This is a genomic window from Pseudomonas sp. TSRC2-2 (genome assembly GCF_049897785.1).
Lineage (GTDB): Bacteria > Pseudomonadota > Gammaproteobacteria > Pseudomonadales > Pseudomonadaceae > Aquipseudomonas.
On record NZ_JAFCWZ010000003.1, the window covers coordinates 491,725 to 515,928 of the forward strand.

A 24,204-nucleotide genomic window follows, 5' to 3' on the forward strand; every position below is an offset into this window, starting at 1 on the left:
CCCACATTGAGCCTCATTCTGCATTAGCGGGATGGACTAGCTGCGCGCATGTCTTTTGACGCGTGCAGTGGATGATTACAGGAATCGTAAACATGAAATCCAAGTGCTATTGCACAGGTTGGCCCCTCGTGGTCGGTCTGGCGGCAAGCGTACTGGCATTGCCGAGCTTCGCTGCCGCATTGACACTCGATGAAGCGTTGCGGCTGGCAGAAAACAATGCGCCGTCACTGACCGCACAAGACGCCAAAATTCAGGCTGCCAGCAGTGCAGCCATCCCTGCTGGTGAATTACCTGATCCCAAGCTCTTGGTGGGCGTTCAGAACTACCCCATCGGCGGCCCGGATCGTTGGAGTATCGACCAGGACTTCATGACCATGCAGATGGTCGGGGTCAGGCAGGAGATACCCAATAGCGACAAGCGCAAAGCGCGTATCGCAGTCGCCGATGCAGCTATTGATCGTGCTTCTGCGGAGCGTCGAGTCGAACGTCTGAAGGTGCGCCAGTCCACGGCGCTGGCCTGGATCAGCAGCTATTCGGTTGAGCGCAAAGATGTGCTATTCCAGGACTTCTACAAAGAAAACCGCCTGCTGAGCGATACCGTCCGGGCCCAAATTGCCGGTGGCCGCGCTCAACCCGCCGATGCGGTGACACCCAAGCAGGAAGCAGCTCAACTGGCGGAGCAGCAGGACGATCTGATTCTCCAGAGAGCGCAGGCTCGTGCGGCCCTCAAACGCTGGATTGGCTCCGCCGCCAACGACAAGCCTGTGGGCAGCTTGCCTGAATGGCCCGTCGACACCTCAAGTTACTCTCATAAGCTGCAACACCACCCCGAGTTGGCCGCGTTTGCGCCGATGACCCGCGAAGCGCAAGCCAAAGTTCGTGAAGCCGAAGCGGAAAAGCAGTCGGACTGGAGTTGGGAACTTGATTATCAGCATCGTGACCGTCAGTTCGGCGACATGGTCAGCGTTCAACTTTCCTGGGATTTACCGCTATTTCCCGACTCTCGCCAAAACCCCAGGATTGCGGCCAAGCAGGCTGAGCTTAACCAATTGGAGGCCGAGCGCGAAGCGCTGTCACGCGAGCATACCCAGCAGCTCGAAAATGAACTGGCTGACTATGAGCGTCTGGATCGTGCCGTGCGCAGAAATCAGGACAGCCTGGTGCCGCTGGCCAAGGAAAAGGTCGAACTCAGCATGGCCAGTTACCGTGCAGGCAAGGGCGATTTAAACGCGGTGGTTGCCGCCCGACGTGAACTCATCGAAGCCCGCCTTAAACAGATCGACGTAGAAGAGCAGCGAGCGCTGACCAGTGCACGTCTGTACTTCGCTTATGGGGAGTCCAGCCAATGATCCTTAAGAAATGGAACGGGGCATTGCTGGTAGGCGTCTCGCTGGCATTGGGTGTTGCTGGTGGCTACTGGTTCGCGCATCAGCGCATGAGCGGAGTACCCGGTACTGCCCCGGAACAGAGCCTCAATTCCCCGGACGAACGCAAAGCCCTGTATTGGTACGACCCCATGTACCCGCAGCAAAAGTTCGACAAACCGGGAAAATCTCCCTTCATGGACATGCAGCTGGTTCCTCAGTACGCCGGTGGCGCAGGAGATCGTGCGACCGTCAGTATCGATCCGAGTCTGACTCAAAATCTCGGTCTGCGTTTTGCGACAGTCACCCGTGGAATCTTTGATTCCAATATCGACGTTACAGGAGTCTTGGGATTCAACGAGCGTGATGTCGCGGTGATCCAGCCACGCACCACTGGCTTTGTGGAGCGGGTCTATGCACATGCTCCCGGCGATGTACTCAAAGCCAACGCGGCGTTGGCGGATATCTTGGTTCCAGAGTGGGCGGCGGCTCAGACAGAGTTTCTTGCTCTCAAGCGCAGCGCAGATGCTGAGTTGCTAGCGGCGGCCCGTCAGCGGCTGCGACTCACAGGGATGCCGGCTGCATTGATATCCCAGGTAGAGCGCAGTGGGAAAGTCCAGCCGACCCTGAAGCTAACCACCCCCATCAGCGGCGTTCTGCAAGAGCTGAATGTGCGAGCGGGTATGACCGTGACGACTGGCGAGACCCTGGCTCGCGTTAATGGTTTGGACACGGTCTGGCTAGCTGTAGCCGTTCCAGAATCGGACGCCGGAGCTATTACCGTGGGGCAGGCAGTCGAAGCGCGTCTACCAGCCTTTCCTGGGGAAATGCTCAATGGCAAGGTCAGCGCGATTTTGCCTGAGACCAATCCGGACAGCCGCACACTTCGGGTACGTGTTGAGTTACCCAATCCGGATGGGCGTCTCAGGCCGGGTTTGACGGCGCAAGTACGCCTGAATCGTTCGACCGAGCAGAGTGTATTGTGGGTGCCGAGTGAGGCGGTGATTCGCACTGGCCGACGAGCGCTGGTGATGCTCGCCGAAGACGCTGGCCGCTACCGTCCCGTGGAGGTGCTCCTTGGGCAGGAAAGCGATGGCAAAACGGCGATAGTGAAAGGTCTGGAAGCAGGCCAGAAGGTGGTTACATCTGGCCAGTTCCTGCTCGACTCGGAGGCCAGTCTTAAAGGCATTGCTGCCCGCACGGAGGAAGAGTCGCCACCCAGTGAAACAGCCTCCAGTTTTCATGAGGCTGATGGTCAAATCGTTGAGATCAACGACAAAGAAGTCACGCTCGCCCACGGCCCTTTCAAGACGCTGGGTATGCCTGGCATGACGATGACTTTCCCTCTCGCTAGTCCGGCGCTGATGCAGGGCCTCAAGGCTGGTGACAAGGTTCGGGTCGCGGTGAGCCAGACCGATGATGGCTTGCGTGTTGAACGACTGGATAAAACGGGGAGCCAGCCATGATTGCTGCCCTGATTCGTTGGTCAGTGGCCAACCGATTCCTAGTGCTACTCGCGACACTGTTTGTCACCGCTTGGGGCATTTGGTCGGTGCAAAGCACGCCCATTGATGCGTTGCCAGACCTCTCCGATGTACAGGTGATTATCCGCACCCCTTATGCAGGACAAGCGCCGCAGATCGTCGAGAACCAGGTCACCTATCCGTTGGCGACCACCATGCTCTCGGTGCCGGGGGCCAAGACCGTGCGTGGTTATTCCTTCTTTGGCGATAGTTTTGTCTACGTGCTCTTTGAAGACGGCACTGACTTGTATTGGGCTCGCTCGCGGGTGTTGGAGTACCTGAGTCAGATACAAAGCCGCTTGCCGGCCAGCGCCAAACCGGCGTTGGGGCCGGATGCGACGGGGGTTGGTTGGATCTATCAGTACGCACTGGTGGATCGCAGCGGCGGGCACGATTTGGCACAACTTCGCGCTCTTCAGGACTGGTTCTTGAAGTTTGAACTCAAGACCCTACCGAACGTTGCGGAAGTGGCCACCGTGGGAGGCATGGTTAAGCAATACCAAGTGCAGATTGATCCGCTCAAACTGGCCAGCCTCGGCATCACTCAGTCTGAGGTGACCGATGCTATCGGCAAGGCCAATCAGGAAACCGGTGGTGCGGTGCTGGAGATGGCAGAGACCGAGTTCATCGTGCGTGCTTCCGGCTACTTAAAGACACTCTACGACTTTCGGGCGATCCCACTGAAGCTGGGCTCGGGCGGTGTGCCGGTGACCCTGGGCGATGTCGCCACGATCCAGCTGGGGCCGGAAATGCGGCGTGGCATCACCGAACTTGACGGTCAGGGCGAGACCGTCGGCGGCGTGGTGATTTTGCGCAGCGGCAAGAATGCTCGCGAGACCATTGCAGCGGTCAAGACCAAGCTCGAGGAACTGAAAAGCAGTTTGCCGGCTGGTGTAGAAATCGTCACCACCTACGACCGCAGTAAGCTGATCGACCGCGCCGTGGAAAATCTCAGCCACAAGCTCATCGAAGAGTTCATCGTTGTCGCGTTGGTTTGTGGGATCTTCCTCTGGCACATACGCTCGTCGCTGGTTGCGATCATCTCCCTGCCGGTGGGGGTACTGATTGCCTTCATCGTCATGCGCTACCAAGGGATCAATGCCAACATCATGTCCTTGGGCGGGATTGCCATTGCCATCGGCGCCATGGTCGATGCTGCCGTGGTAATGATCGAGAACGCCCACAAGAAGATTGAAGCGTGGCATGTGGCTAATCCAGGGGAAGAACTAAAGGGGGAGCGTCATTGGCATGTGATGACCGAAGCGGCGGCAGAGGTAGGCCCGGCGCTGTTCTTCTGTTTGTTGATCATCACTCTGTCGTTCATTCCGGTGTTCACCCTAGAAGCTCAGGAAGGACGTCTGTTCGGCCCATTAGCTTTCACCAAGACCTACGCCATGGCCGCAGCGGCGGGATTGTCAGTGACCTTAGTGCCCGTGCTGATGGGTTACTGGATTCGAGGACGAATCCCCAGTGAGCAACAGAACCCGTTGAACCGGTGGTTGATTCGGATCTATCAGCCAGCCTTGGACGCAGTCTTGCGTCGACCAAAGATCACGCTGCTGGTGGCGCTATTGGTTTTTGTCAGTGCGCTATGGCCAATGTCTCGCTTGGGTGGTGAGTTTCTCCCCCCGTTGGACGAGGGCGACCTGCTCTATATGCCTTCGGCTCTGCCGGGATTGTCGGCTCAAAAAGCGGCGCAACTGCTGCAACAGACCGACCGCCTGATCAAGACCGTGCCCGAAGTCGAACACGTCTTCGGTAAAGCGGGGCGCGCCGAAACCGCCACCGACCCGGCACCGCTGGAGATGTTCGAAACTACTATCCAGTTCAAGCCACACGAGCAATGGCGCCCAGGCATGACTCAGGAGAAACTGGTGGAAGAACTGGATCGAGTGGTACGAGTTCCAGGGTTGACCAACATCTGGATACCGCCGATTCGCAACCGTATCGACATGCTGGCCACCGGGATCAAAAGCCCCATCGGAGTAAAGGTTGCCGGCACAAACCTGACCGAGATCGATGCCGCAACTCAGGCGGTCGAGCGGGTGGCCAAGGATGTGCCCGGTGTCAGCTCGGCTCTGGCCGAGCGACTGACCGGTGGCCGCTATATCGATGTAGATATCGACCGCAAGGCCGCCGCCCGCTACGGACTGAATATCGCTGATGTGCAGTCCATTGTGGCTGGCGCTATCGGTGGTGAAAACGTAGGGGAGACAATCGAAGGTCTCGCACGTTTCCCGATCAACGTACGTTACCTACGGGAGTGGCGTGACTCGCTCGGCGCCCTGGAGCAATTGCCGATCTACACCCCGTTAGGGAGTCAGATCACCCTGGGAACGGTGGCGAAGGTTAAGGTCAGCGACGGGCCGCCGATGCTCAAGAGCGAGAATGCACGGCCTTCAGGCTGGGTGTACATCGATGTGCGTGGTCGGGACATTGCCTCGGTGGTCGCCGACCTACGCCGGGTCGTCAATGAGCAGGTCAAGTTGCAGCCCGGTATGAGTCTGAGTTACTCAGGGCAGTTCGAATTTCTGGAACGGGCCAACGCACGACTCAAGTTGGTGGTGCCTGCCACGCTGTTGATCATCTTCGTGTTGCTCTACCTGACTTTTGCCCGATTCGATGAGCCCTTGCTGATCATGGCCACATTGCCATTCGCACTGACTGGTGGAGCATGGTTTCTCTATCTATTGGGATTCAACCTGTCGGTCGCCACCGGAGTCGGCTTTATCGCCTTGGCCGGGGTTTCTGCCGAGTTCGGCGTGATCATGTTGCTCTACTTGAAAAACGCCTGGGCGGAGCGTGAAGACCTCGGCGACCGCACTGAGCGCGGGCTGGTGGCGGCGATCCGTGAAGGCGCTGTGCAGCGCGTTCGACCCAAGGCCATGACCGTGGCCGTGATCATTGCCGGTCTGTTACCCATCCTGCTGGGCAGCGGCACCGGCAGCGAAGTCATGAGCCGCATCGCCGCGCCCATGGTCGGCGGTATGGTCACGGCACCCTTGCTGTCCCTGTTTGTCATTCCGGCAGCGTATCGCCTGATGCGTCGCCGTCACCTCCAAGATGAACCCAACCTCCCTCAAGGAAAAGTCGTATGAAACTGACCCTGTTTGCAGCTGTTAGCACCGTACTTACCCTGTCTTTTTCTGCCCTAGCAGAGGACATGCCGGGCATGAAAATGGAGGGTATGGAACTGAAGCAAGAAACAAAGCAGGCTCCAGTAGCCACCGCCGACGGATCGATCAAGGCTATCGATTCTACAGAGCATACCGTGACCATTGCCCATGGCGCTGTTCCATCAGTGCAATGGCCACCGATGACTATGGCGTTTTCCGCGACAGAGGATCAGTTGAAAGGGCTGGCAGCCGGAGACCGTGTCTCGTTTACCTTTCGTCTAGAGGGTGGCAAAGCCACAATCGTTTCCATAAAAAAATGAGCCTGCGATGATAAAAAACCGGCACGGTTCGTCGTGTCGGTTGCAGTTCAAGTATCGCCAAGCGTTGCGATAGCGACATCTCCACTGGCCGCATCGACGCTTCGATCAACAATCAGAATATCCCCCGATGCTGCTCAGCGATCTTTACCAGGTAGGCAATTCCTCACAGCGGTGTCTTTTACATCGACTTAACGGATTCCACTTCCACGTATTTGTATTTCTTCCTAGCAGCCTTCACAGCATCTTGCTCAGCAAGCAACGAACTCAGCGTGTCGACCTCATGGATCAGCTCGTGCATCTTCCCCTCAAATTCGTTTCCAACTCGAAGCGTAACCCTGAGCCTAGGCGTGAACGGTTTCGCCGGTTTCTTCTTGGCTGCAGACTCAGCTATCGGCTTCGTGAAGACGACTTCTGTCACAGGTTCCGGTGCTGGAGATGCAAGAACCTCTTCAGGCTTAGCTGTACCGAACAAGGCGCGGCGCATTTCTTCCTCAGTTAAATCAGCTTTCATAAATCGTCTCTATAGAACAGCAATTAACTCAACAAGTTGTTTGGGAAGGCTCACGCCAAGATGCCCTATGGAGCAGGAGGAGATTTCAAATGCCTAGGTCAATTTCAAGACACAAACCCCTCCAGGCTCGGGAAAGTTGCACCTTCGGCAGTCGCGTAATGAGCTCGTCCGCTAGGTCACTGGCATGCCGGGAGTACAGCATTACGGTGTCTGGAACCGGTGTCCGATCCGCAACGAATGCACCCACTCGCTCCTGGGCAGTTTTCAGTATATTCAGGACTTCTTGGCTCACCTGTTTGGTGGACAGGTATTCCACGACTGGCTTGGGCGGAGGCGCAGCATGACTCCACATTTCTATGACTATCCTGAGGAGCCCGTCTGAGCCAAAATGCTTGAGAGCCATTTCCCACAGCTGACCTTCCTGCACCATATCCAGGCGAGGCCTAGTCATAACGGAGTTCCGGCAACATGAGGCTCTTTCTTGATTGCGAGTTTACCAAGCTCTCGGCGGCTGCGAAGCTGATATCACTCGCATTGGTTGCGGAGGATGGGCGCGAATTCTACGTGGAATTGCTCGAAGCTTGGCAAGAAGAAGACTGCAGTGATTTCGTAAAGGAAATCGTGCTTCCGCAGCTGTGGGGTGGGAGCTATGCGCTGCCCATTGTTGAAGCCAGGATGTCGCTGCTCAGGTTTCTGACGTCGTTCAAAAAGGAGGTCGAGATCGTCACGGATGCTCCCCAATACGACTGGGAGCTTTTTTGCGATCTGGTCTATGACTGCGGGCGATGGCCCAGAATCGTTCGTAATTTCCCTACTGACGCAACGACCCTTTCTCCGATTAGCGAGGGTGAGGAGCTGCCTCACCACGCGTTGCTCGACGCCAGGATTATCGCTGGCATGTTCAGTTAAAATATAAACGACTTGGAGCCTTCGCAGTGTTATACCGCTCTCTCCAGACAAGCTCTCATCAATCCCTCTCCAAAACACTAGCGGCTCGCTAGACTCGCACTCGGCCCGCCAGTGCGTGGGCAAGTAGAAACCATATCTCGATCAAGGACGAAAGCACATGCCATCCATGCGCCCCTCACAGTACGCCATGCAACAGCGCGCGGATGGCGGCCCATTCCTTCGTTTCGATAATGGTGAAGCGAGAGGGCTGAGCGAGGGAGAACTCGAAGCACTGGAGTCGGGCGAATACGACGAAAATGACTACTATGGCCCCACACTCGTTTTCTACAGCGATGTACCCCTGCCGGACAATGGGTCAGGCTGGCATCTCCTATTGATGGTCACCTCCGAGTATTTGACCATTTATCCTATCAACGCCCGCTCGGAACATTCTGAGTACGGTAAGCCCAAGTACAACAACATCCAGTCGATAGTGATTACTCGCCCTGTCTTCCAAGAATATCCACATCCTAACAATCAGGATGAGCTTGAGGATTTGCTAGGACTTCTCCCTGTAGGGCTCACCAAAGACTGGCGCTACGGTCTCGGCTTCCACTACGAGTACCGATATATCATCCAGGCTTTAAATGATCTGGAGGGGATCGACACACTGTTTCTGCATGGTGGGCCAGGGAATTTTGATGCGAAAATCGAGGGCAATCATTTCTGTTTAGGCGTTGCCCAGCTTGAGAAAATGGAGCGAAGCCTTGATCGGCTAACTCAGCGGCATCAGCGAGAAACCGCTGCCGACAAAAAACTTGTTTGCTACACGGGGCTCCTGCACAAAGCGGCCCCCGAGCTTTATCCTCCACGTGAACGCAAGCTCCCGCCAGATCTGCTTGCAAATCTTGTAGCGCTGGGGTCAGTGGCGCCTCGTCTATCACCCAAAGATCAAAAGCAGGCAGTCATGCTTGCCCAGCAAAGCGTCTCCGCGCTGGCGAAATCTTCACCGAAAACCCTGTATCAGCTGAGGTCTGAGATCGAGCTCATAACGCTCGGCGAACTCATTGAGGTGTACCGGAAAATGCTGGAAAGCCACGCCGCCGAGAACAAGTGGCAACGCTTCCTGAGTGAGCACTCTTTCGTACTCGACATGGCGTTCGGTTATCCCGTCAAGATGATTGCAGAACAGCCCTATGTAGGTGGTAAAGACATCAGAGGTCAAGGGGGCCAGTATTCCGACTTCTTGATGGCTGCGAAGGCCACCGGAAACCTTGCTCTGATCGAGATCAAGCACCCTCAGCACGACCTGCTCGGAAAAGCCTACCGCAAGACCTACGTACCCTCTTACGAGCTCAGCGGATCCGTGGCCCAGGTCATTAGCCAGCGAAGCGTTCTGCAGAAGAACATTCTCGGTCTGAGCGAGGATCTCGATGACCGTGTCCACGCACATGCCATGGCGGCCATTGTCATCATTGGCCGTACCCCATCAAAGATTGGTGAGCAGCGAGCCTTCGAGCAGTATCGGAACAGCCTCAAGGATGTCCTGGTGATTACCTTCGACGAGATGCTAGGTCGGCTTGAGGGCATTCATAAAGCTTTGACGCCAAAACCGCCAGTAGCGCACTTGCTCCTCAGTGATGAAGACTTACCATTTTAGAATGTCCGTCACTGGATAGAGGGGCCGCTGAGGCTGTACAGCAGTTTTGGGTCGCCCAAAGAGGTCGGGCTGCTGATCTATGGTGTCCAGACTGATCAGGGGGTGAAAGCCACCCCGTGAATCTGCCGATCAGGATAGCAAGCGGAGCGCGCAGGCGCTAAATGAGCCAGAGGCCTGTGGGTGACGCCCGCCAAGGCAGAAACCCGGATTTTCCGGGTTTCTGCCTTGGCGGGCGTCCCTGAAGAGGGGCAAGCCCAAAACAACGATCAACGACTACTGGAGGCGATCAGGCGTTGGCAGATACCTGTCTCCAGCTATGCGCATGAATTCACGCAGACTACGCCGTCCGACATCACGCCTAAACGTCGCGATGACGTACTTCGAGTTGACCGTGTTGATCACCCAGAACCTACCTTCCTTCTTAACGGACTGAATGTCCGATGTCCGAATCAGCCTTCCATCTGCAAATCGTTGGTAGGGCCCAGGGCAAATGTGACCAAACACAACGCCAACGGCACTGCACGCATGAATATGGACATTCACCAGATAGGCTGTGACTAGCCCGTCGTAGTCTTGACTCACTGCTTTGCTGATGCGAAGGAGGTCGAAGTCCGAGTAGCGCTTTTCGTGTAAATCGACTGCGACGGTATTGATGTCGTCCATGGCTACACGGCCTCTGACGCTGAGGCTACGTCGGTGGTCGCAGCACTGTGCCGATATAGCTCCCTGACCCCAACCAAGGCATCAACATCCAGATCGCGCTGATGAGTATTGACGTACACCTCGCCACTCTCGACCTGCAGAACACAGATTGGCACTTCTGCCTGGTTGAACCCCATGGAAAGTGATTTCAGCTGTTCCATCTTCCAGCCTGACCCTTTGTTCATCCATGCCGGGGTAACGACCTGGACATCTTGAATGACCATGCTCTCGTCTTGGGAGACCAGCAGCTCCACCAAGCGAGGCTCATCGTTCAGCATCTCTTCATAAGCTACGAATCGCCCTTCATGCCGGCGCTTGAGGCTCACGTGATACCAATGGGTAACCAAGGATCGCGACATGGCGTGGAAGTGAGCGAGACCGTCCCCGAACATACCCACCGGGCCGGCCTGGTCTTGCATGCTTATCCTGAACATCGTGTATCTCGTTTGGAGCAGGCCTGCTTAGCGCCTGCGATTAACATAAGCCGAATATTGTCTTGAGCGATGCGGTCATCTCGCGCCCTTTGCCTACCAAGGCGTACACCGTATTCCGGGTCTCGAACAGGCAAACGCCGTCAAACGACTTGCACAGGGTCGAGCGTACCCAGCCCCCTGGAGGGAACCGGCCCTGGCTGTCGTAGGTGACGCAATGGGAATAAAGGAACATTGTCTGCAGGCCTATGGCGCGTACCCTGGCGAGCGACTCAGGAGGCTCGTCCACGTGAAAGATGAGCCAGTCCTCGACCAAACAGTACGGTTTCCGACCGAAGCGATCCGCCACCAATGCCTCTATTTCGGCTTGAGGTAGCTCTGTTCCGAAGGACGATATCTCACCCTCCCGGAGCAACTCGTGCTCCGAAGAATTACCCATAAATTGATGATCCTCATGACGACAGCAAAATTCAGCGTGCGGCGCACGTGTTGGTTGGCGCAGGCAGGCCGCAAATCCCATCGCTATGACTATATACATTTGAATGGGATCAATCAAACGCGGCATACCGTCTCCTTTTGGGGGAGAACAGCCTGGATGTCTTTGCGCAAGGCGTACGCAGCAACATTACAGTGGCTAAGGATGCGGCGGGGCTTATCGCAGACAGAGCTCCAAGCCCAGACCGATCAAGGGCACATCAGCCGATTGGAGGCATCGACTAGATCAGCCAGTGTCGACCTAACTGCTGATATCGCTCAGGCATTGGGGGTAACACCACTTACATTTCTCACACTGGTAGCTGCCTCCCATGAGGGTAAGACGGCACGCTCAGCTTTGAATGCGACGCTCGCTGAATTGCTCGTCTTGGGTGTTCTCGACGAGGTGCTCCCTAGTGAGCCAAACAAACTTGTAGCCCCCCAATCAGCCGCTGCTGCAGAAAAACTGAAGGCGGTACGGGAACTGAAGAATACTGGGCTTTCCCAGTTGGAAGTCAGTCGGCAGTTGGGACTGCCACGCAGCACCGTTGGTCGGCTTTGGCACATTGAGTGAGTGCCGGGTGTCCAGCCTCATGCTCCTGTCGAAGTTTCTGGTAGGCAAACATCGCTACATGGACTACATACGGAAGTTTACATGGTTAACATCACAAAAAATCAGCATTATGTCCCTCGATTATTAATTAGAAACTTTGCTATCAAAGGCAAAGTTTGGACATACGATAGCTCTCGCGATATTCTTCGCTCCACCAAGCCTGAAGGTGTTTTGTCAGAAAACTTCTTTTACGACAAAGATAACCAAGTTGAAAATTTTCTTTGTACCGTTGAGGCGCTGGCAGCCCCTAAGATTGCTCAGATAATAGCCAACCCAACTGAGAGAATTCCGCGTCAGGACATCGATCTTCTTCGTTTTGTTTTGGTTCAGTTAGGAAGAACACCCGGCGCTTACGGGACGGCAAGAGGTAATTTGAAAAGCTACACAGACTCGTATGTGACCCAGCAGCTTAAAATCCTTGGTCATGATCCCAAGGAGTTTGAAGGGGTATCGATAGTGCTTGAGGATGAGAAGGATCTGTTAAGGATCTCAGCAGTCGGAAGCGCTTTGAATTGGCCACTCATTCGAGATCTGGAGCCCCATGTATTTATTAACTCAACACCCTTGGATTTTGTACTTTCAGACAATCCATCCTGCTTTTATAATTGGTATTTAAAAGACGAAACTGGTATGTGTGCCACCAGCCTGACGAAGCAGGGGGTACACATTTTTCTACCCATATCAAATCGCTTAATGCTTACCTTTTATGATAGTCGTACCTATAAGGTGGGCAGTGGGCGGGATGGCTTTACCAAGTTAAATTCTACAGAAGACGTCAGGTTATTGAACTCTCTGCAGTTCCGAAGTCGGACGTCGTCAGTGATTTTTAGTTCGAGCTCTCAAGCTCAGTACGTCAAAGATAGTTGCCAAAGGCTTGAGCCAGACTCACTCTTTCAAAGCAATTGGGATACCACAGAGCCCGTACCCATCGGCGGAGATAAGCTCTCAGCCCAACATTTTGTATGGCGCTCTCAGTTCAGGCTCAGTCGATGGCTGTCAGTGGTCAAAATTAAGAGAAAGGCAAACCGGTTCGGAGATCGCTGGCAGGATCGTGACCCGGAATTCGTAGCGGATTTTAAACTTATGATAGAGAACTTAGAGACAGTACGAGCGCATCAGAATGGTGGCTCCCCGATGACTTAAAGCTACCTCAAATGAGCGGCCCTGCCTTGGCGGTTTTTAGGTTTGAAACAAAGTCATGAGATTTTGGTGGATGTGGTGTGCTACACCAACCTGGGCGCCACCAGTAGGATTTACTATCAAAAAATTATAGACGACCGATGGCAGACTTTTGGTGGTCTTCTACAGGTAGCTCATAGGAGCTTTTGTGCACAATATCAACTCAAGCGGAGAGTACCTGGAGCGGCTTGTCGCCGAGATATTTCGGGCGCAGGGTTACGAGGATGTTCGCAACAACCCTCAAGGCATGACTGCCTTGGAAAGGCATTATGAGATCGACGTTTCCTTTATTAGGGACGGTGAGGTTGGCGTAGCTGAAGTTAAGCACTACAGATATTTGTCTCCTCCCACCCCCAGTCTATTTCTGAAGGCTCTCAGACAGGCAGATAGTGTAAGAGAGCTGGTAGGAGCCCGCGTTGCTATCCTTGCTTTTTCGTGCCCATTAACACCCAGCTTGGCAGAGGCTGCGAAGGCATACCCTCTGGTCGAAATTTGGGATGCTGCGGAACTATTCAGACGCGCGGCTGGATTTCCAGGACTTACACGGAAGCTGGAGCACTTCTTCGAAGCAACGACATCTCCCTACACCAAGCCAGCCTTGGCGCTAGAAGCCGGTCTTTCCGAAACTAAAGGGATGCCCCAAAAGACTGGGCGCCGATTGGCCGATACACTTCTGGATATCAGACTTGGACGAAAAATGGCGGCTGCTTTCGAGGACGCGTGTATCGCCGCTTTGAAGTATCTGTTTGAAACCGACCTCCATGGATGGCATGAACAGTCGAATACCGATGATGAGCTTCACCGCAGGGATCTCATATGTCGAATACTTCCTAACGCTGAAATCTGGAAACTCATGCTCGATGATTTGGGCAGCCGGTACGTGATTTTTGAGTTCAAAAATTATACCGACCCAATCACTCAGAAAGAGGTGGTTACGACTGAGCGATATCTGTATCCCTCAGCCCTTAGAAAGCTTGCAATTATGATATCGCCCAAAGGGTGTGCCCCTTCAGCAGACAAGGTTATCCGAGGTGCCATGCGAGAAGGAGGAAAGCTGATTGTTTCACTCACCGTGCCCCAAATAGAGAAATTGCTCATCGCGAAGGATGATGGCGGAGACCCGAATACTTATTTATTCGAACGGGTCGACGAGTTTCTGATGGGGTTGGGCAGGTAGAAATTTTTCAGCTCGGTGGTTGCCTATGAGACGTCTTGATACTGTGGGGGAGCGCGCAGGCCAACATGGCCGAAGGCGCGAGGATGGAAGCCCTACGGGCCATGACACTGGCGTTAGCCAGGGCATGGTCTACGACAGCAGTCCCCGTCAGGGGCGCTCCATGAATGCGTTAAGTCAGATTTCCTTCAAAAGCCTCTCGAGTGTTTGATGCTCCCAGACGGAGAGCAGGGCAACAGGATCAGTCCCATATCGATCTCCTGCGTCAAACGACCAGCGCCGCCCATCTGGGCTCACGCAGTTTTCGCAGTAGTCGAGCTCATCGCAGTCGTTGTAAATCGAGACCTTCCAACCGTCTACATTGATCTGGAAGTGGCCGGCATAAATCTCGTCCCACGATTCATGACCCACCTTACTCATGACGGTTCGACCGAAAATCGCCTCCCTAAGTACCTGGGATACCTCTCTTGCGGAGAGCTCAGCCTCAGTGTTTACGCTAACGCTACCTACCTGGGATGAACGCGCTGCCGCTCTGGCCTCTTTCAGCCTTTGCTCAGCGTACATAGCCGGGTCATCAGCTGGCAGCGGGTAGCCAGCAGCGGATAGAGCTTCGGCGCGTTCTTCAATGAGTAGGCGCTCGGGATCGCGAACCTTTTGGTAGGCTCTGCCTGGTACACGTCGAGTTGTGTCCATTCCCGGCTCCCCAGAAGGCTGGTGACTAAGAGCGACTAAATTACTTTTAGAACGATAACAGAACGCTTTGGATAACGATGCTGAGCTGCGAATGATGAGGGCAGGATGCGTCACAATCTAGGCTTTACAGAGCCACCAACACCAAGCAAGCGGAGCGCACAGGCATGAAGGATGCGCGCCCGCAGGGCGAGACACGCCTTGGCGGGGCTCGATTCACCGCAGCCTGACGCCGCAGGCGGCACGCCATCAGCGACGCCTGGCTCAAGCAAGAGGTAACCCAAATGCCCCACAATGATCTCCGCGAACTAGAAGCCAAGAGACGAAAGGCTTTGTGGATGCTATCGAGCATATCCCCAGGCGAGTCGAAGGCGTTCGATGCCTTATCCATCCTTGATGACCTTGAACTTCAAGAGCGAAAAAACTCCCCTCATACGGTCAAGGCACTTGAGCTCAACCAGCTTCGGGATTGTGTCACGGTGCAGCATCGCCATTCCGGAATCGACATCATTTTGGAGCAGACTATTCCGCAGCCCTGGAGGGAGCGTTTCAACCAGGCAAGTATCGGCTCGACCAGGTTGCTTGATGGGCCATACGCCTCGGACTGGTATAAATTCCTGGCTTGCTGGCAATCAGAGATGCAGCATCTCAAGGCACACAGAGCTGCCTGCAGTGAGCCCAAGCTGGATTGATGCAGGCGGAGAATAGACGTGGAACGAGACAACGATGACACTGTGTATTGCGATATCCAAATGCCTGTGGCCCAAGGCCGAGAGCTACTGGAATTAGTGAACGCACTGCGAGAATCGAAAGCTCATCCAAGTCTCGACAGAGTCTTCGAACACATGCAAGACGAGCTCGGTACGTCCATCGATCTCGTGGACAACCCGCCAACGTGGGGGCCTTGGTGTGAGTGAAAACTCCTAGTGGAGCCATCAAAGCTCCGCATCCCAGGCATCCATCGCCTCGCTCAAAGTCGCGTACCAATGGAGTCCACCGCTCTGCAAGGCATTTGCAACTTGCCTGTTGGTATTGCCGTCGACCCAAGTAGGGAGACTCTCTATGGCTTCTGTGAACAGACTGGCTGTAGCGACAGCGGATCGCCCCGGACTTGTAGACTGGAGGCACACGTAGCGCACAGCAGCGCCGGTCTGCAACCGACGCCAAGCCACCACCTCGATAAAGTCCAAGGCGTTCACCAAAGTCATTACGGCGGGACTCGCTTCCTGTTCCGCCTGGACGTCTCCCGCTGGCGTTAATGACCTGCTAGGCGCTCCTGGCTTGTGGACAAGGTGCTTCAACTGCTCACGCGAGGCGATTATCTGATCGCGGAGCTCTTCGGGATCGATGGACATCCCACCCTCGGGTGTCACCTTGAGGGTCTTCAAGGAGTTCGCCGCCCGGATGAACTCACGTTCACGCGCTTTCTCACGCTCGGGGCGGCGGTCGGGGCTGATGACGCTCCAAAGCGTTGTGAGCAACTTCAATGACATTATCCTATCTTGAGGCATTGGGCGCGGATCCTGCAATCATACGAGGAGGGTAAGGCGCCTGAAGCGAAAGCCCTGCCCGCAATATTGTAGGGCTAACGACCTGTTTGGTATTCAAACCGAGAAGCCAACACAGAGGGTGTCGCTTCGGTTTGGGCGAGCTACCCCCTGCTGCATGATGTTCTGCGTGCTTAGGATCAAAGCCAGCCGCTTAGATCGGGAGACGGCTGTGTACAGCATGCTTCGTTCCACAAATTCGCTTTGACTCAAAGTGCAAAGGATCGACGTCTCGTACTCGCTGCCTTGCGCCTTATGAATGGATATGGCGTAGGCTAGCTTCATTCCCAGCCCGAACAAGTCCATCCTGGACAGGTTCACTTCGAACCCATTGAAGAAAAACACACCTGAAGTCTGGCCATCGATTGACGTAACGCCAGTCATGATCCCGGTGTTGCCGTTGAACAGATTATGTTCGTAGCTATTCTGGGTGACGATGACGGGGTCGTTAACTCGCAGCCAGTATTTGCCCATCCAGATGCCCTGCGTCTCGTCTGTATGCTGGAGGGCACTTTGCAAATGTTTGTTTATCTTGTGCCCGGAATCCGGCATGCGATCAGACATGTGTGGCGTCAGGATCTGAGCGTCAGGGATGATCTGCTTGATCTTCGCGAGGCGTGTCAGCATGTCCTGCGTGTTTGTGCAGGGGATCAGATAAACCCCATCGCGCTCGCCATTCCAGAATGGCAAGGTGTCCAGGTGACCAGATCTAATCTTCATGGCGATGTTCTGAAGGTGACTGTTGCCGATAGACCTGTGAACCTTGATCAGGTGAGTCGACGGTATCGCCTTCGATTTGGCCAGTGCATGGAAGAAGATTCCATAACCAACCGGAGATAGCTGACCGGTATCGCCTACTAGCAAAAGAGACAGTTCTTTCTTTGCGAAGGCATTCAGCAGTTTCAGCATCAAGGCGATGTCTACCATGCTGGATTCATCAATGATTACCAGAGGGTCGCCTCCAGTGCTGATCCCTGAGCTTGCGGTGCTGATTTTGATCAAGAAGCTGTGGATCGTGTAGGTGTCTCGGCCAACAGACTCCTTGGCGCGCTCCTTGGCTTTTCCACTCAGTGCTAAGACATGCACTGGGCGGTGCTGAGAGGCTATATCAACGATGGCTTTCAGCACGGTTGTCTTGCCCGTACCGCCAAATCCAGTCAGCGTGCTGATGCGATTAGTAAGCGCCATCAGCACTGCATTTTTCTGGTCTCGGGTGAGTGGGTATCCAGACGCGCTCTCGCTATGTGCGCAGCGATCTTCAATCGCTTGCTCCAGTTCCTGCGGAGAGCCGTGAAGCAATGAGGCCTGAGCGGACAGTAGAGTCGCTACTCGCTGCTCGAGTTTACTTTCGACAAGGGCCGCTCCCAGTGGCTGGATAAGCGTCGTCCCTTGATGCTTCTTAACGCATACAGCACGCCTTTGTAGGGCGCATTCGATAGCTTGGTCTACCAGTCTGGCGGATGGAAGCTTCTGCATCAGGGCGGCTTTTAGCTCTCCTACTTCGTATGCGGTATGGCCCTGATCCAAGCGCACATAGAGCAAATTCTCCACAAGGCCGGCCAGCCTGCGTGGGTCATCACGAGGTATGCCTAGCTTGGCTGCTGCGGCGTCTACGATTTTCCACATGTTTGGGTGGATGCCTTGAAACGCAATGAGGCTGTACGGATTAAGCTTCAGGCGCTCTACCGTATCCGTCTGGCAAACCTTGAGAACGCTTTTGGCGAGCCCAGGATCGAAGTCGTGCTCCATGAGAAATTCAATTGTTGAAATCTCATCCTGCAGTGTCCTCCAGGCATCCACGACCTTTTGGGCGAGATCAGGATTAATCAGTTCCGCCAGGTGGCTGACTCTGCCTGCAGTCAATGCCTGAGCAAGGTCTTCTGCGCCAAATGCCCTGACCAGTTTCGAGACTTTCGCTTTGCCGAATGACAGCCCGCGAAATGCAGGATGCTTTATCAGCAATCGTTCCACATATGCCGCTATGGGCAGGTTTACGATGTGACAGCTTTCGATCAGAACGAAATCCCTGTACTGATCATGCCCTGTGATCGAGCCTTTGAACTGCCAGCATTCACCGGGTTGAGGAATGCGGGTGATGACTTTATAGCTTGCTCTGCATGTGTAAATTTTGTTTTGGCCAATGATGCGCCCGGAAAAGACTGCACCGCCAAAACTGCCTGGCTTCACCGAGCTCACCTGGATCACGCTCGACAGATTGCTCATAGGATGAATGACCGCCCGGAGTCGATCATCAAGTCCTGCTGGCTACTGATTTCCTGTGCAGATGTCCGAAGCAACCGCAGCTCGGCAGAGAGTTGCTCAACTTGCTCGCGGAGCAGTTCGTTTTCCTTCGACTTTTGCTCAAGCATTACTCGCAACCGATTCGCTTCGCGACTTTTCGAATCCGCCATATCAATCGCCAGAGACTCAGGATCTTTGGCCGCAACAAACTCACTGCCTATGCGGCGAATGTCCTTCGCGATGACCTGCTCAAGGGTTTTGCCCTGTGAGCAAAAGATCTTCTTGGCGCTTTCAGAAAACCACTGCCTACGATTACCACATTCATCAGCGATTTTGCTGAAGTTGACGGCGCCAAACTGATTCACAGGGAATTTTTTTCCAGCCTGTTCAAGCTGCAGCACGTAGTCCCTGTAGCGGTCGTACGGAGAGCGCTTCTGATCACTTGTGTCCATGGCTTTTCTCTTTCGCTTTCAACCACAGAATGAACGGCTCAACTACCTCTGTTGGCACGAGTCCCTCCCTAGGTTCAAGGTCGTCAAAACTGCAGCAAATCTTTTTAGCCTGCATGTCAACCGTAAACATCCCATCACTTGCATCGAGCACCAACTTGAGGCCCCGGCAGGTTTTGTCAAACTTCGCCATGAATCCTTGATCCACATGCGTTGTGTCCGGCAGGGTTACTGGCTGAGCACCATGGCTACGGAGGGCTGAGCGCAGAGCTTCGACCTCCTTCCTCAGTTTCTCTGTCTCAGCTTGAAGTTGGTCTGCTCGCTGAACGGCCAGCTTTCCGACAAGCTTGTCCTTCTTGGACTCCATGTTTCCAGCAGCATCCCAGTGCTTGAAGAATATTGGCCCGAGCAGAGTCCAATAGTCAGTGCTCTGTACCAAGGTTCTGTAGCCAATCTTCTTTTCGTTTACAGGAAGCCCATCGTTGTAAAGTTCGGCGCAGAATCTTGAGTAAGGCGTAACCCCATCGAATGATGCTTTTCCTACGAAAGACTTCAGCTTAGGTATTACTTCGTCTTTAATTCGGGAAATTCTATAGTCGCGGTTCAGCTTTTGAGAGCCTGCAAAGCGGTTTTGGCCCTTTTTCGCACCTTTGCTCATGCAGGAACACCTCCTGGGCTCGAAATTAGCTTCAGGATTGCAGTAGGTCGTTCCAAGGCCATGGGCTTACTCATTGCATCATTCAAATCATGCAGTGAAAGACCCAGAACTTCACACGTAGACCGAATCAGGCCCCTAAATTCATCGATCAACGTGAATCCTGTAGGAGCTTCTTGCAGCATGCGGTTAAAGTCCCCAGTGAATGCAAGGAGCTTGTTTCTTGCCACTTTAACCTGCTTGTCTAACTGTGGAGTGAAATACTCCGCATGCGACTTGGCTTCTGCAGTGCGAGCAATCAGGTTGGAAAGGGAGTCTTTTTTAAGCTCTAAGCGCTCTAGGTGCTCCGAGACGATTTCAGGTTTCTCTACCAGAAAGCTCTCGCGCGTTTTGATTTCGTTATGCATTTGCTCAAGGCAGTGAGCAGTAACGCTCCATGAAATGATCTCAGCGGCGAGAAATTTGCGACGATTGGCTTTCGGTACAAGGCTTTCAGGCGATGCCCCATTTCTTTTAGCCTCGGCAATGTATGCCTCCAGCTCGCTACACTCATCAGTCAGCACACGGATGTGACCATAAATCCTCGGGAGATGGTCGACGGTTTTGACCGAGTAATAGCAGCCTCCGCACGGCATGCTAACCCCAGGAATGGCGCCCAGGTCTTTAATGACGTCCGCTGGACAGCGATTACCAAATGGGCAGATATGAGTGGGCATGAAGGCCAGCGAATCTATGGGACGCTGCCTTGTCTCCCTGACGCCCGAAACCACATCATCCTTGGTCTCACGGTCAAATGAGATTGCACCGAAGTCAATCAGAGACTTCTCTTTGTCTCGCCGGAACGCTTGCTGAAGCTTCGATGCAACGTCCTCGGCTTTAATGTTGGACATTGATGGGCGGTCGGCTAACCAGCCATGTTCAATACTCATTTTTTGATACTGGGCGACAGATCTGAGGTACACAGGGTCAACTTTTGCGTAATACATTACATGTTCATCACTGGCCTGGCCGGTAATGAATGCACCGATGATGTGGGGCGGCAAAATTGGGATGTATTCAGACACAACTGATACTCGGCAGGAGTGCGGAGTATGTTCAATTAGTTTGCAGGCCTGCCGTTCAAGTTTGATCGCAGTGAGGTAGTCGTGAGGGTCATCAATAGATTCCAGCTCTCCCACAGCCTCTGGCATTGCGTTCGTCGTCTGAATGCCCAGCTGAAACCTGCAGAAGAGGTCGAAAGAGTAAATGAGTCTTTTAAAATATTTTGCGTACGCCTCTGGATTCAGCACGCCAGGAGTATTTCCCTTTGGAAATAGCGTGATGATTTTTCCGTGCTCATTTTCCTCATGGTAGTCATACCAAGTCTCGATATCCATTGCTGGGTCGTTAAACCAAGGGATCATGGCTTTTTGACGATCCAGTAGTTCAATTACTGACTTCGAAACTGTTGCGTCCCATGCGCCGTTTACTTTATCAGTGTTGATACGTAACTTGCAGAGCGGAGGTAGGGGTCTTGATCTATCAATTAGCATGTCATAGGTTCGCTTCTCCAGCCAACGTATGTGAATGCTACGGACACCTGTCTCCAGCGCGATGATATTATGTCTGATGTAATTGAGCTGGGGATAGAATACCCATTTTCCCTCTCGCTCCACCGAGTGATCAATAATTGGCACGACGAACCTTGGGAGAAGTTTCAGTGCCTCGTATTTCATCGGACGATTGTTTTCGGATTTGGGCTGCGAAGCGTCAAATGATGGGTTCTTGTAGAACACAATTGGAACGTACCCAAGTTTTTCAGTTTGGACGACTTTTTGGGTTTTATTCCAGTCCTTTGTCTCAATGTCGGCCCTGTATATTTTGTCGAACAGATTTATTTGTTCGTGATATACCCTTTCAGCCAGGTGTGTTGTGAAAGATTCTATCGCGTAACAGTATTGGATAAGGTATGGGAAATGCTCGGAATGAAACGCAGGTTTGTTAGAGCTATTACTTCTTCGGACGATGGGGAAGTCGAGCTCAAGTATGGGGCAAACAAAACCACAAAGCTTCTCGTCGGTGTTTGAGCGAGCCGCCAAGTAGTTAAAAAAGCTTGTGATGTGGTACATGATCTGTTGGATCGTTGAGTTTGACCAGCCTCTGTGCAGGAAAGTGAGGAAGCCTATGTATCCATCACCTTCCATGTGCGTCCGATTAAGCTCAGTCGGTTGAGGAGGAAGCAATCCTGTGGCAGTAGGGTATTCGCCAAATAACCAAGTATTCAGGACTGAAAAGCTTTTGGTGTAAGCATCGAAAGATTTAATTCCCCGAGACTTTTGTAGGGTGATGTATTTGTCTTGATATTTCAACCATAATTCGACACTTTCCTTATGCTCATCAGGATAGTCATATTCTCCAGACGCCAAGGCTTTTCTGCTGGCTTGCAAGTAATTTTTAGGGCGGACGACTGCCTGGCTACATCTGTCAGAATACAGCCTCTGAACATAGTTCCAAAACGCGGCTGGGGCGATGGGGTACTGGAACCAGTCAACGTCATTTCTTCGCGCTAAGACTAAGTGGTCGGCGAGGTCAGCGATGTCTTTTGGGTTGATGTCTTCGATTCTATGCCAGTCTGTGCAACGAATCATGCGCCATGCGCACCATCCAAAGTTTCTGACTGCACTAGGTTTCATTACGGAGGTGATATCCGGAATGTCTTCGTAGGGAACATGCGAGACAAATGGTTTGCTCACAAATGCTAGCACCTCGGTGTAGGATGCTGCAGCAAACTCATAGAAATTGGTTCCTGCTTCCTGATTGTGAACCGTGGGCTTCCTTAGGTCAGCTGGGAGCAGAACAGCTCGCGTCTGCCAGAGAAAGTGGAGAATTAAGACGCAGTCCCTACTCAGCCTCTCCAAAGAAGACTTGTTGAGCCAGTCAATAGAGGACTTCGGAACGACCTGCCTCGCAATTTCTATCGGCGCAGTCTTTTTCGTGCAAGCTAAAGCATTTCGCACCCACACTTCATCGTAAATAGGTGCATTCGCCACATTCAGGTGGTCATCAAACAGGCGCACGATGGACGCGTTGTAATATTCGTTACGAGCGCTGCTTGTAACCTTGCTTGGAGAGATATAGTTCGTGCCAAACAACTCTTTGCAGACGCAAGCCTTTGCTTTGGTGATCGCCTCTTTGATTGAGCTCTCCAAGGATGTTCCGGTCTTGATAATCTGAATATCTTTGGTCAGGTTAATCATGTTGCGTCCCTTGAATGCGATTCGCCTCTTCCTTCAATATTTCGAGCTGGCGTAGATGAAATTCCTCACGAATAGTGCTAAAGGAGGCATCGCCTCTCTGCATGACGTATTGGTTAGCATGCTGGATATATGCTTCGATGATGTCGGTATCGTGCTTTGCGTACTTCATCGTGGATGTGACGCTGGCATGGCCCATCAGGATCTTCACGTATGTAATGGGCAGGCCAGGAAGGGGCTGTCCAGAAACTGGCATGTAATTAAGCGTGTAAGTTCCGTACATATGCCTAAGCGAATGAGTGCTGATGCCTGTGACGTCCGGCAAGCCTGCCTTCAAGGCGTATTTCTTGAGGGTTTTGTCACGGCTACTCCTGTCGCTTGCGAAGAAGGGCCTACCGTCAGAGTTTTGGAATAAGAAATCGTGTCCAACGCTAGAGTTGTATTCTAGGGTCAGGTACTTCTCAAGGTTCTCCCAGAATATTTTAGCGAATGGCTCAATCATGAAGGTCACCTCGGTCTCCCGACCTTTCCAGGAGAGAAGCTTATGCTCTTCTTCAGTAATGCCAGGCGTTTTTCTTGCAAAGGGGTCGCGTAGGAACACTGCAAAATCGTCATCATCGATGTCAGGCATTCGAACTTGTAGCGCCTCGCTTGTACGCGAACCTGTCGCGGCGAGTAGGGCATATAGCGTCATGTCCCTGTAAAATGTCGTGGACTTTGCAGGCTTGGCCTGTCTGAGAAAGTCGACGGATCGTTCTATAGGGAATGGGAGAATCTTGAACGGCTGCTTCTCGTTTTTCCCGCTCCTACGCCCTGCTTTAGGAAACAGCTTATCTTTCTTACGTTTTGGCAGAACTGAGTTCAGCGAGCCACGAATGACTGCTGCCATCCAAGAATTGGCTTTTTGGGCCGAAACCTCACATTGACTTCGATATTCGGCCTTGCTCAAGTAGAACCGACTGAACAGATGGTCAGGTGCTGTCATGTTTTTTGACTCGGCTACCTCAAGAAACCATCGAATAGACGACTCTATGGATTCTGCGATTGAGTTTTGACCGGTCAGCCGTGTCTTCCCCAGGCTATGGGCCAGCGTCTTCGCTATTGGGTTCGTGGCGTCCGTACCGAAGAGGAGATAAACCTGGTAGCTGTAGATGACGGTCTCGATAGTGACCTCGACATCTGCAGGAAATTGGGTCTTCGTCGCCTCATACACGTAGTCGATGAAGCGGCCAACGTGCTCCGAGTAGAGCTTATCGGTGTTTGCTGCATAGCCCTTACGTGCCAGCCAAGTCGTGTAGTCGGTGAACGGTTTGAACTCGCGTGCCTCGTCGGGCATGTCAGGGTCGAGATGAAGCAGGATGTAGTTAGCCTCGCTCGTAACAGGCGCTTCGACCAAGATGAAGTTTTTCATGAGCTCTCGATTCCAAATACCAC

At 53.3% G+C, this 24,204-nt stretch carries 22 protein-coding genes; 11 read left to right on the forward strand and 11 right to left on the reverse strand.

Going from position 1 to position 24,204, the window contains the following annotated elements; genetic code table 11:
- The first annotated feature begins 92 nt into the window (after positions 1–92).
- The 4 genes from ACP7D9_RS08275 to ACP7D9_RS08290 are packed head-to-tail and all read left to right on the forward strand — an operon-like array spanning position 93 to position 6,323.
- On the forward strand, positions 93–1,349 hold the full coding sequence (locus tag ACP7D9_RS08275) for a TolC family protein (RefSeq protein ID WP_093097735.1): 1,257 nt from the start codon (positions 93–95) through the stop codon (positions 1,347–1,349).
- Positions 1,346–2,830, forward strand: a complete 1,485-nt coding sequence (locus ACP7D9_RS08280) for an efflux RND transporter periplasmic adaptor subunit (protein ID WP_093097737.1) — start codon at positions 1,346–1,348, stop codon at positions 2,828–2,830. The genes ACP7D9_RS08275 and ACP7D9_RS08280 overlap by 4 nt, the downstream gene beginning before the upstream one ends.
- A complete protein-coding gene (locus ACP7D9_RS08285) occupies positions 2,827–5,985 on the forward strand; it encodes an efflux RND transporter permease subunit (protein WP_093097739.1) in 3,159 nt (1,052 codons plus the stop codon). The genes ACP7D9_RS08280 and ACP7D9_RS08285 overlap by 4 nt, the downstream gene beginning before the upstream one ends.
- Positions 5,982–6,323 (forward strand): copper-binding protein, encoded by a 342-nt coding sequence (locus ACP7D9_RS08290; RefSeq protein ID WP_426156633.1) that lies wholly within the window; start codon positions 5,982–5,984, stop codon positions 6,321–6,323. Before ACP7D9_RS08285 ends, ACP7D9_RS08290 begins: the two co-directional genes overlap by 4 nt.
- A gap of 178 nt (positions 6,324–6,501) precedes the next feature.
- On the opposite strand, the gene ACP7D9_RS08295 is transcribed toward ACP7D9_RS08290, so the two are convergent.
- On the reverse strand, positions 6,502–6,834 hold the full coding sequence (locus tag ACP7D9_RS08295) for a hypothetical protein (protein ID WP_343296920.1): 333 nt from the start codon (positions 6,832–6,834) through the stop codon (positions 6,502–6,504).
- 468 nt (positions 6,835–7,302) lie between these two features.
- Between ACP7D9_RS08295 and ACP7D9_RS08300 the strand changes: the two genes are divergently transcribed.
- Both ACP7D9_RS08300 and ACP7D9_RS08305 read left to right on the forward strand, forming a co-directional pair.
- Positions 7,303–7,743, forward strand: a complete 441-nt coding sequence (locus ACP7D9_RS08300) for a 3'-5' exoribonuclease (RefSeq protein WP_093097748.1) — start codon at positions 7,303–7,305, stop codon at positions 7,741–7,743.
- A 157-nt stretch (positions 7,744–7,900) separates the two neighbouring features.
- Positions 7,901–9,382 (forward strand): Shedu immune nuclease family protein, encoded by a 1,482-nt coding sequence (locus tag ACP7D9_RS08305; protein WP_093097750.1) that lies wholly within the window; start codon positions 7,901–7,903, stop codon positions 9,380–9,382.
- Positions 9,383–9,655: 273 nt separating this feature from the next.
- On the opposite strand, the gene ACP7D9_RS08310 is transcribed toward ACP7D9_RS08305, so the two are convergent.
- Genes ACP7D9_RS08310 through ACP7D9_RS08320 form a run of 3 tightly spaced genes read right to left on the reverse strand, consistent with a single transcriptional unit; the run spans position 9,656 to position 10,954 of the window.
- Complete coding sequence (locus tag ACP7D9_RS08310) at positions 9,656–10,045, reverse strand: hypothetical protein (RefSeq protein ID WP_093097752.1); 390 nt, start codon at positions 10,043–10,045, stop codon at positions 9,656–9,658.
- Between the two features lie 2 nt (positions 10,046–10,047).
- Positions 10,048–10,518 (reverse strand): hypothetical protein, encoded by a 471-nt coding sequence (locus tag ACP7D9_RS08315; protein WP_093097754.1) that lies wholly within the window; start codon positions 10,516–10,518, stop codon positions 10,048–10,050.
- Positions 10,519–10,558: 40 nt separating this feature from the next.
- Positions 10,559–10,954 carry a DUF6957 family protein gene (locus ACP7D9_RS08320; RefSeq protein WP_020308628.1) on the reverse strand — a complete coding sequence of 132 codons (396 nt, stop codon included), beginning with the start codon at positions 10,952–10,954 and terminating at the stop codon, positions 10,559–10,561.
- Positions 10,955–11,155: 201 nt separating this feature from the next.
- On the opposite strand from ACP7D9_RS08320, the gene ACP7D9_RS08325 reads away from it, so the two are divergent.
- From ACP7D9_RS08325 to ACP7D9_RS08335, 3 genes are all read left to right on the forward strand, one after another.
- Positions 11,156–11,563 carry a helix-turn-helix domain-containing protein gene (locus tag ACP7D9_RS08325; RefSeq protein WP_231990218.1) on the forward strand — a complete coding sequence of 136 codons (408 nt, stop codon included), beginning with the start codon at positions 11,156–11,158 and terminating at the stop codon, positions 11,561–11,563.
- A gap of 81 nt (positions 11,564–11,644) precedes the next feature.
- Positions 11,645–12,745, forward strand: a complete 1,101-nt coding sequence (locus ACP7D9_RS08330; RefSeq protein WP_426156636.1) for a DUF4238 domain-containing protein — start codon at positions 11,645–11,647, stop codon at positions 12,743–12,745.
- Positions 12,746–12,929: 184 nt separating this feature from the next.
- Positions 12,930–13,958, forward strand: coding sequence for a restriction endonuclease (locus tag ACP7D9_RS08335; protein ID WP_426156638.1), 1,029 nt, complete (start codon positions 12,930–12,932; stop codon positions 13,956–13,958).
- A 174-nt stretch (positions 13,959–14,132) separates the two neighbouring features.
- Here ACP7D9_RS08335 and ACP7D9_RS08340 read toward each other — a convergent pair whose 3' ends face one another.
- Positions 14,133–14,648, reverse strand: a complete 516-nt coding sequence (locus ACP7D9_RS08340) for a DUF7693 family protein (RefSeq protein WP_231990190.1) — start codon at positions 14,646–14,648, stop codon at positions 14,133–14,135.
- Positions 14,649–14,929: 281 nt separating this feature from the next.
- Between ACP7D9_RS08340 and ACP7D9_RS08345 the strand changes: the two genes are divergently transcribed.
- Together ACP7D9_RS08345 and ACP7D9_RS08350 are read left to right on the forward strand one after the other, a co-directional pair.
- Positions 14,930–15,337 (forward strand): hypothetical protein, encoded by a 408-nt coding sequence (locus ACP7D9_RS08345; RefSeq protein ID WP_426156640.1) that lies wholly within the window; start codon positions 14,930–14,932, stop codon positions 15,335–15,337.
- 18 nt (positions 15,338–15,355) lie between these two features.
- Entirely contained in the window at positions 15,356–15,562 is a 207-nt protein-coding gene (locus ACP7D9_RS08350) for a hypothetical protein (RefSeq protein WP_093097762.1), read from the forward strand.
- A gap of 18 nt (positions 15,563–15,580) precedes the next feature.
- Here the strand turns inward: ACP7D9_RS08350 and ACP7D9_RS08355 are convergent, their stop codons facing one another.
- The 6 genes from ACP7D9_RS08355 to ACP7D9_RS08380 all read right to left on the reverse strand — a co-directional run bounded on the left by ACP7D9_RS08355 (position 15,581) and on the right by ACP7D9_RS08380 (position 24,181).
- Positions 15,581–16,138 carry a hypothetical protein gene (locus tag ACP7D9_RS08355; protein WP_093106439.1) on the reverse strand — a complete coding sequence of 186 codons (558 nt, stop codon included), beginning with the start codon at positions 16,136–16,138 and terminating at the stop codon, positions 15,581–15,583.
- Between the two features lie 111 nt (positions 16,139–16,249).
- A complete protein-coding gene (locus ACP7D9_RS08360; RefSeq protein ID WP_093097764.1) occupies positions 16,250–18,415 on the reverse strand; it encodes an AAA family ATPase in 2,166 nt (721 codons plus the stop codon).
- Complete coding sequence (locus ACP7D9_RS08365) at positions 18,412–18,885, reverse strand: hypothetical protein (RefSeq protein WP_426156643.1); 474 nt, start codon at positions 18,883–18,885, stop codon at positions 18,412–18,414. Before ACP7D9_RS08365 ends, ACP7D9_RS08360 begins: the two co-directional genes overlap by 4 nt.
- Positions 18,872–19,540, reverse strand: coding sequence for a hypothetical protein (locus ACP7D9_RS08370; protein ID WP_426156645.1), 669 nt, complete (start codon positions 19,538–19,540; stop codon positions 18,872–18,874). The genes ACP7D9_RS08365 and ACP7D9_RS08370 overlap by 14 nt, the downstream gene beginning before the upstream one ends.
- Complete coding sequence (locus ACP7D9_RS08375) at positions 19,537–22,773, reverse strand: hypothetical protein (protein ID WP_426156646.1); 3,237 nt, start codon at positions 22,771–22,773, stop codon at positions 19,537–19,539. Before ACP7D9_RS08375 ends, ACP7D9_RS08370 begins: the two co-directional genes overlap by 4 nt.
- The gene (locus ACP7D9_RS08380) at positions 22,766–24,181 is read right to left on the reverse strand and encodes a tyrosine-type recombinase/integrase (protein WP_426156648.1); all 1,416 of its coding nucleotides are present in this window, start codon (positions 24,179–24,181) and stop codon (positions 22,766–22,768) included. Before ACP7D9_RS08380 ends, ACP7D9_RS08375 begins: the two co-directional genes overlap by 8 nt.
- Between the last annotated feature and the right edge of the window lie 23 nt (positions 24,182–24,204).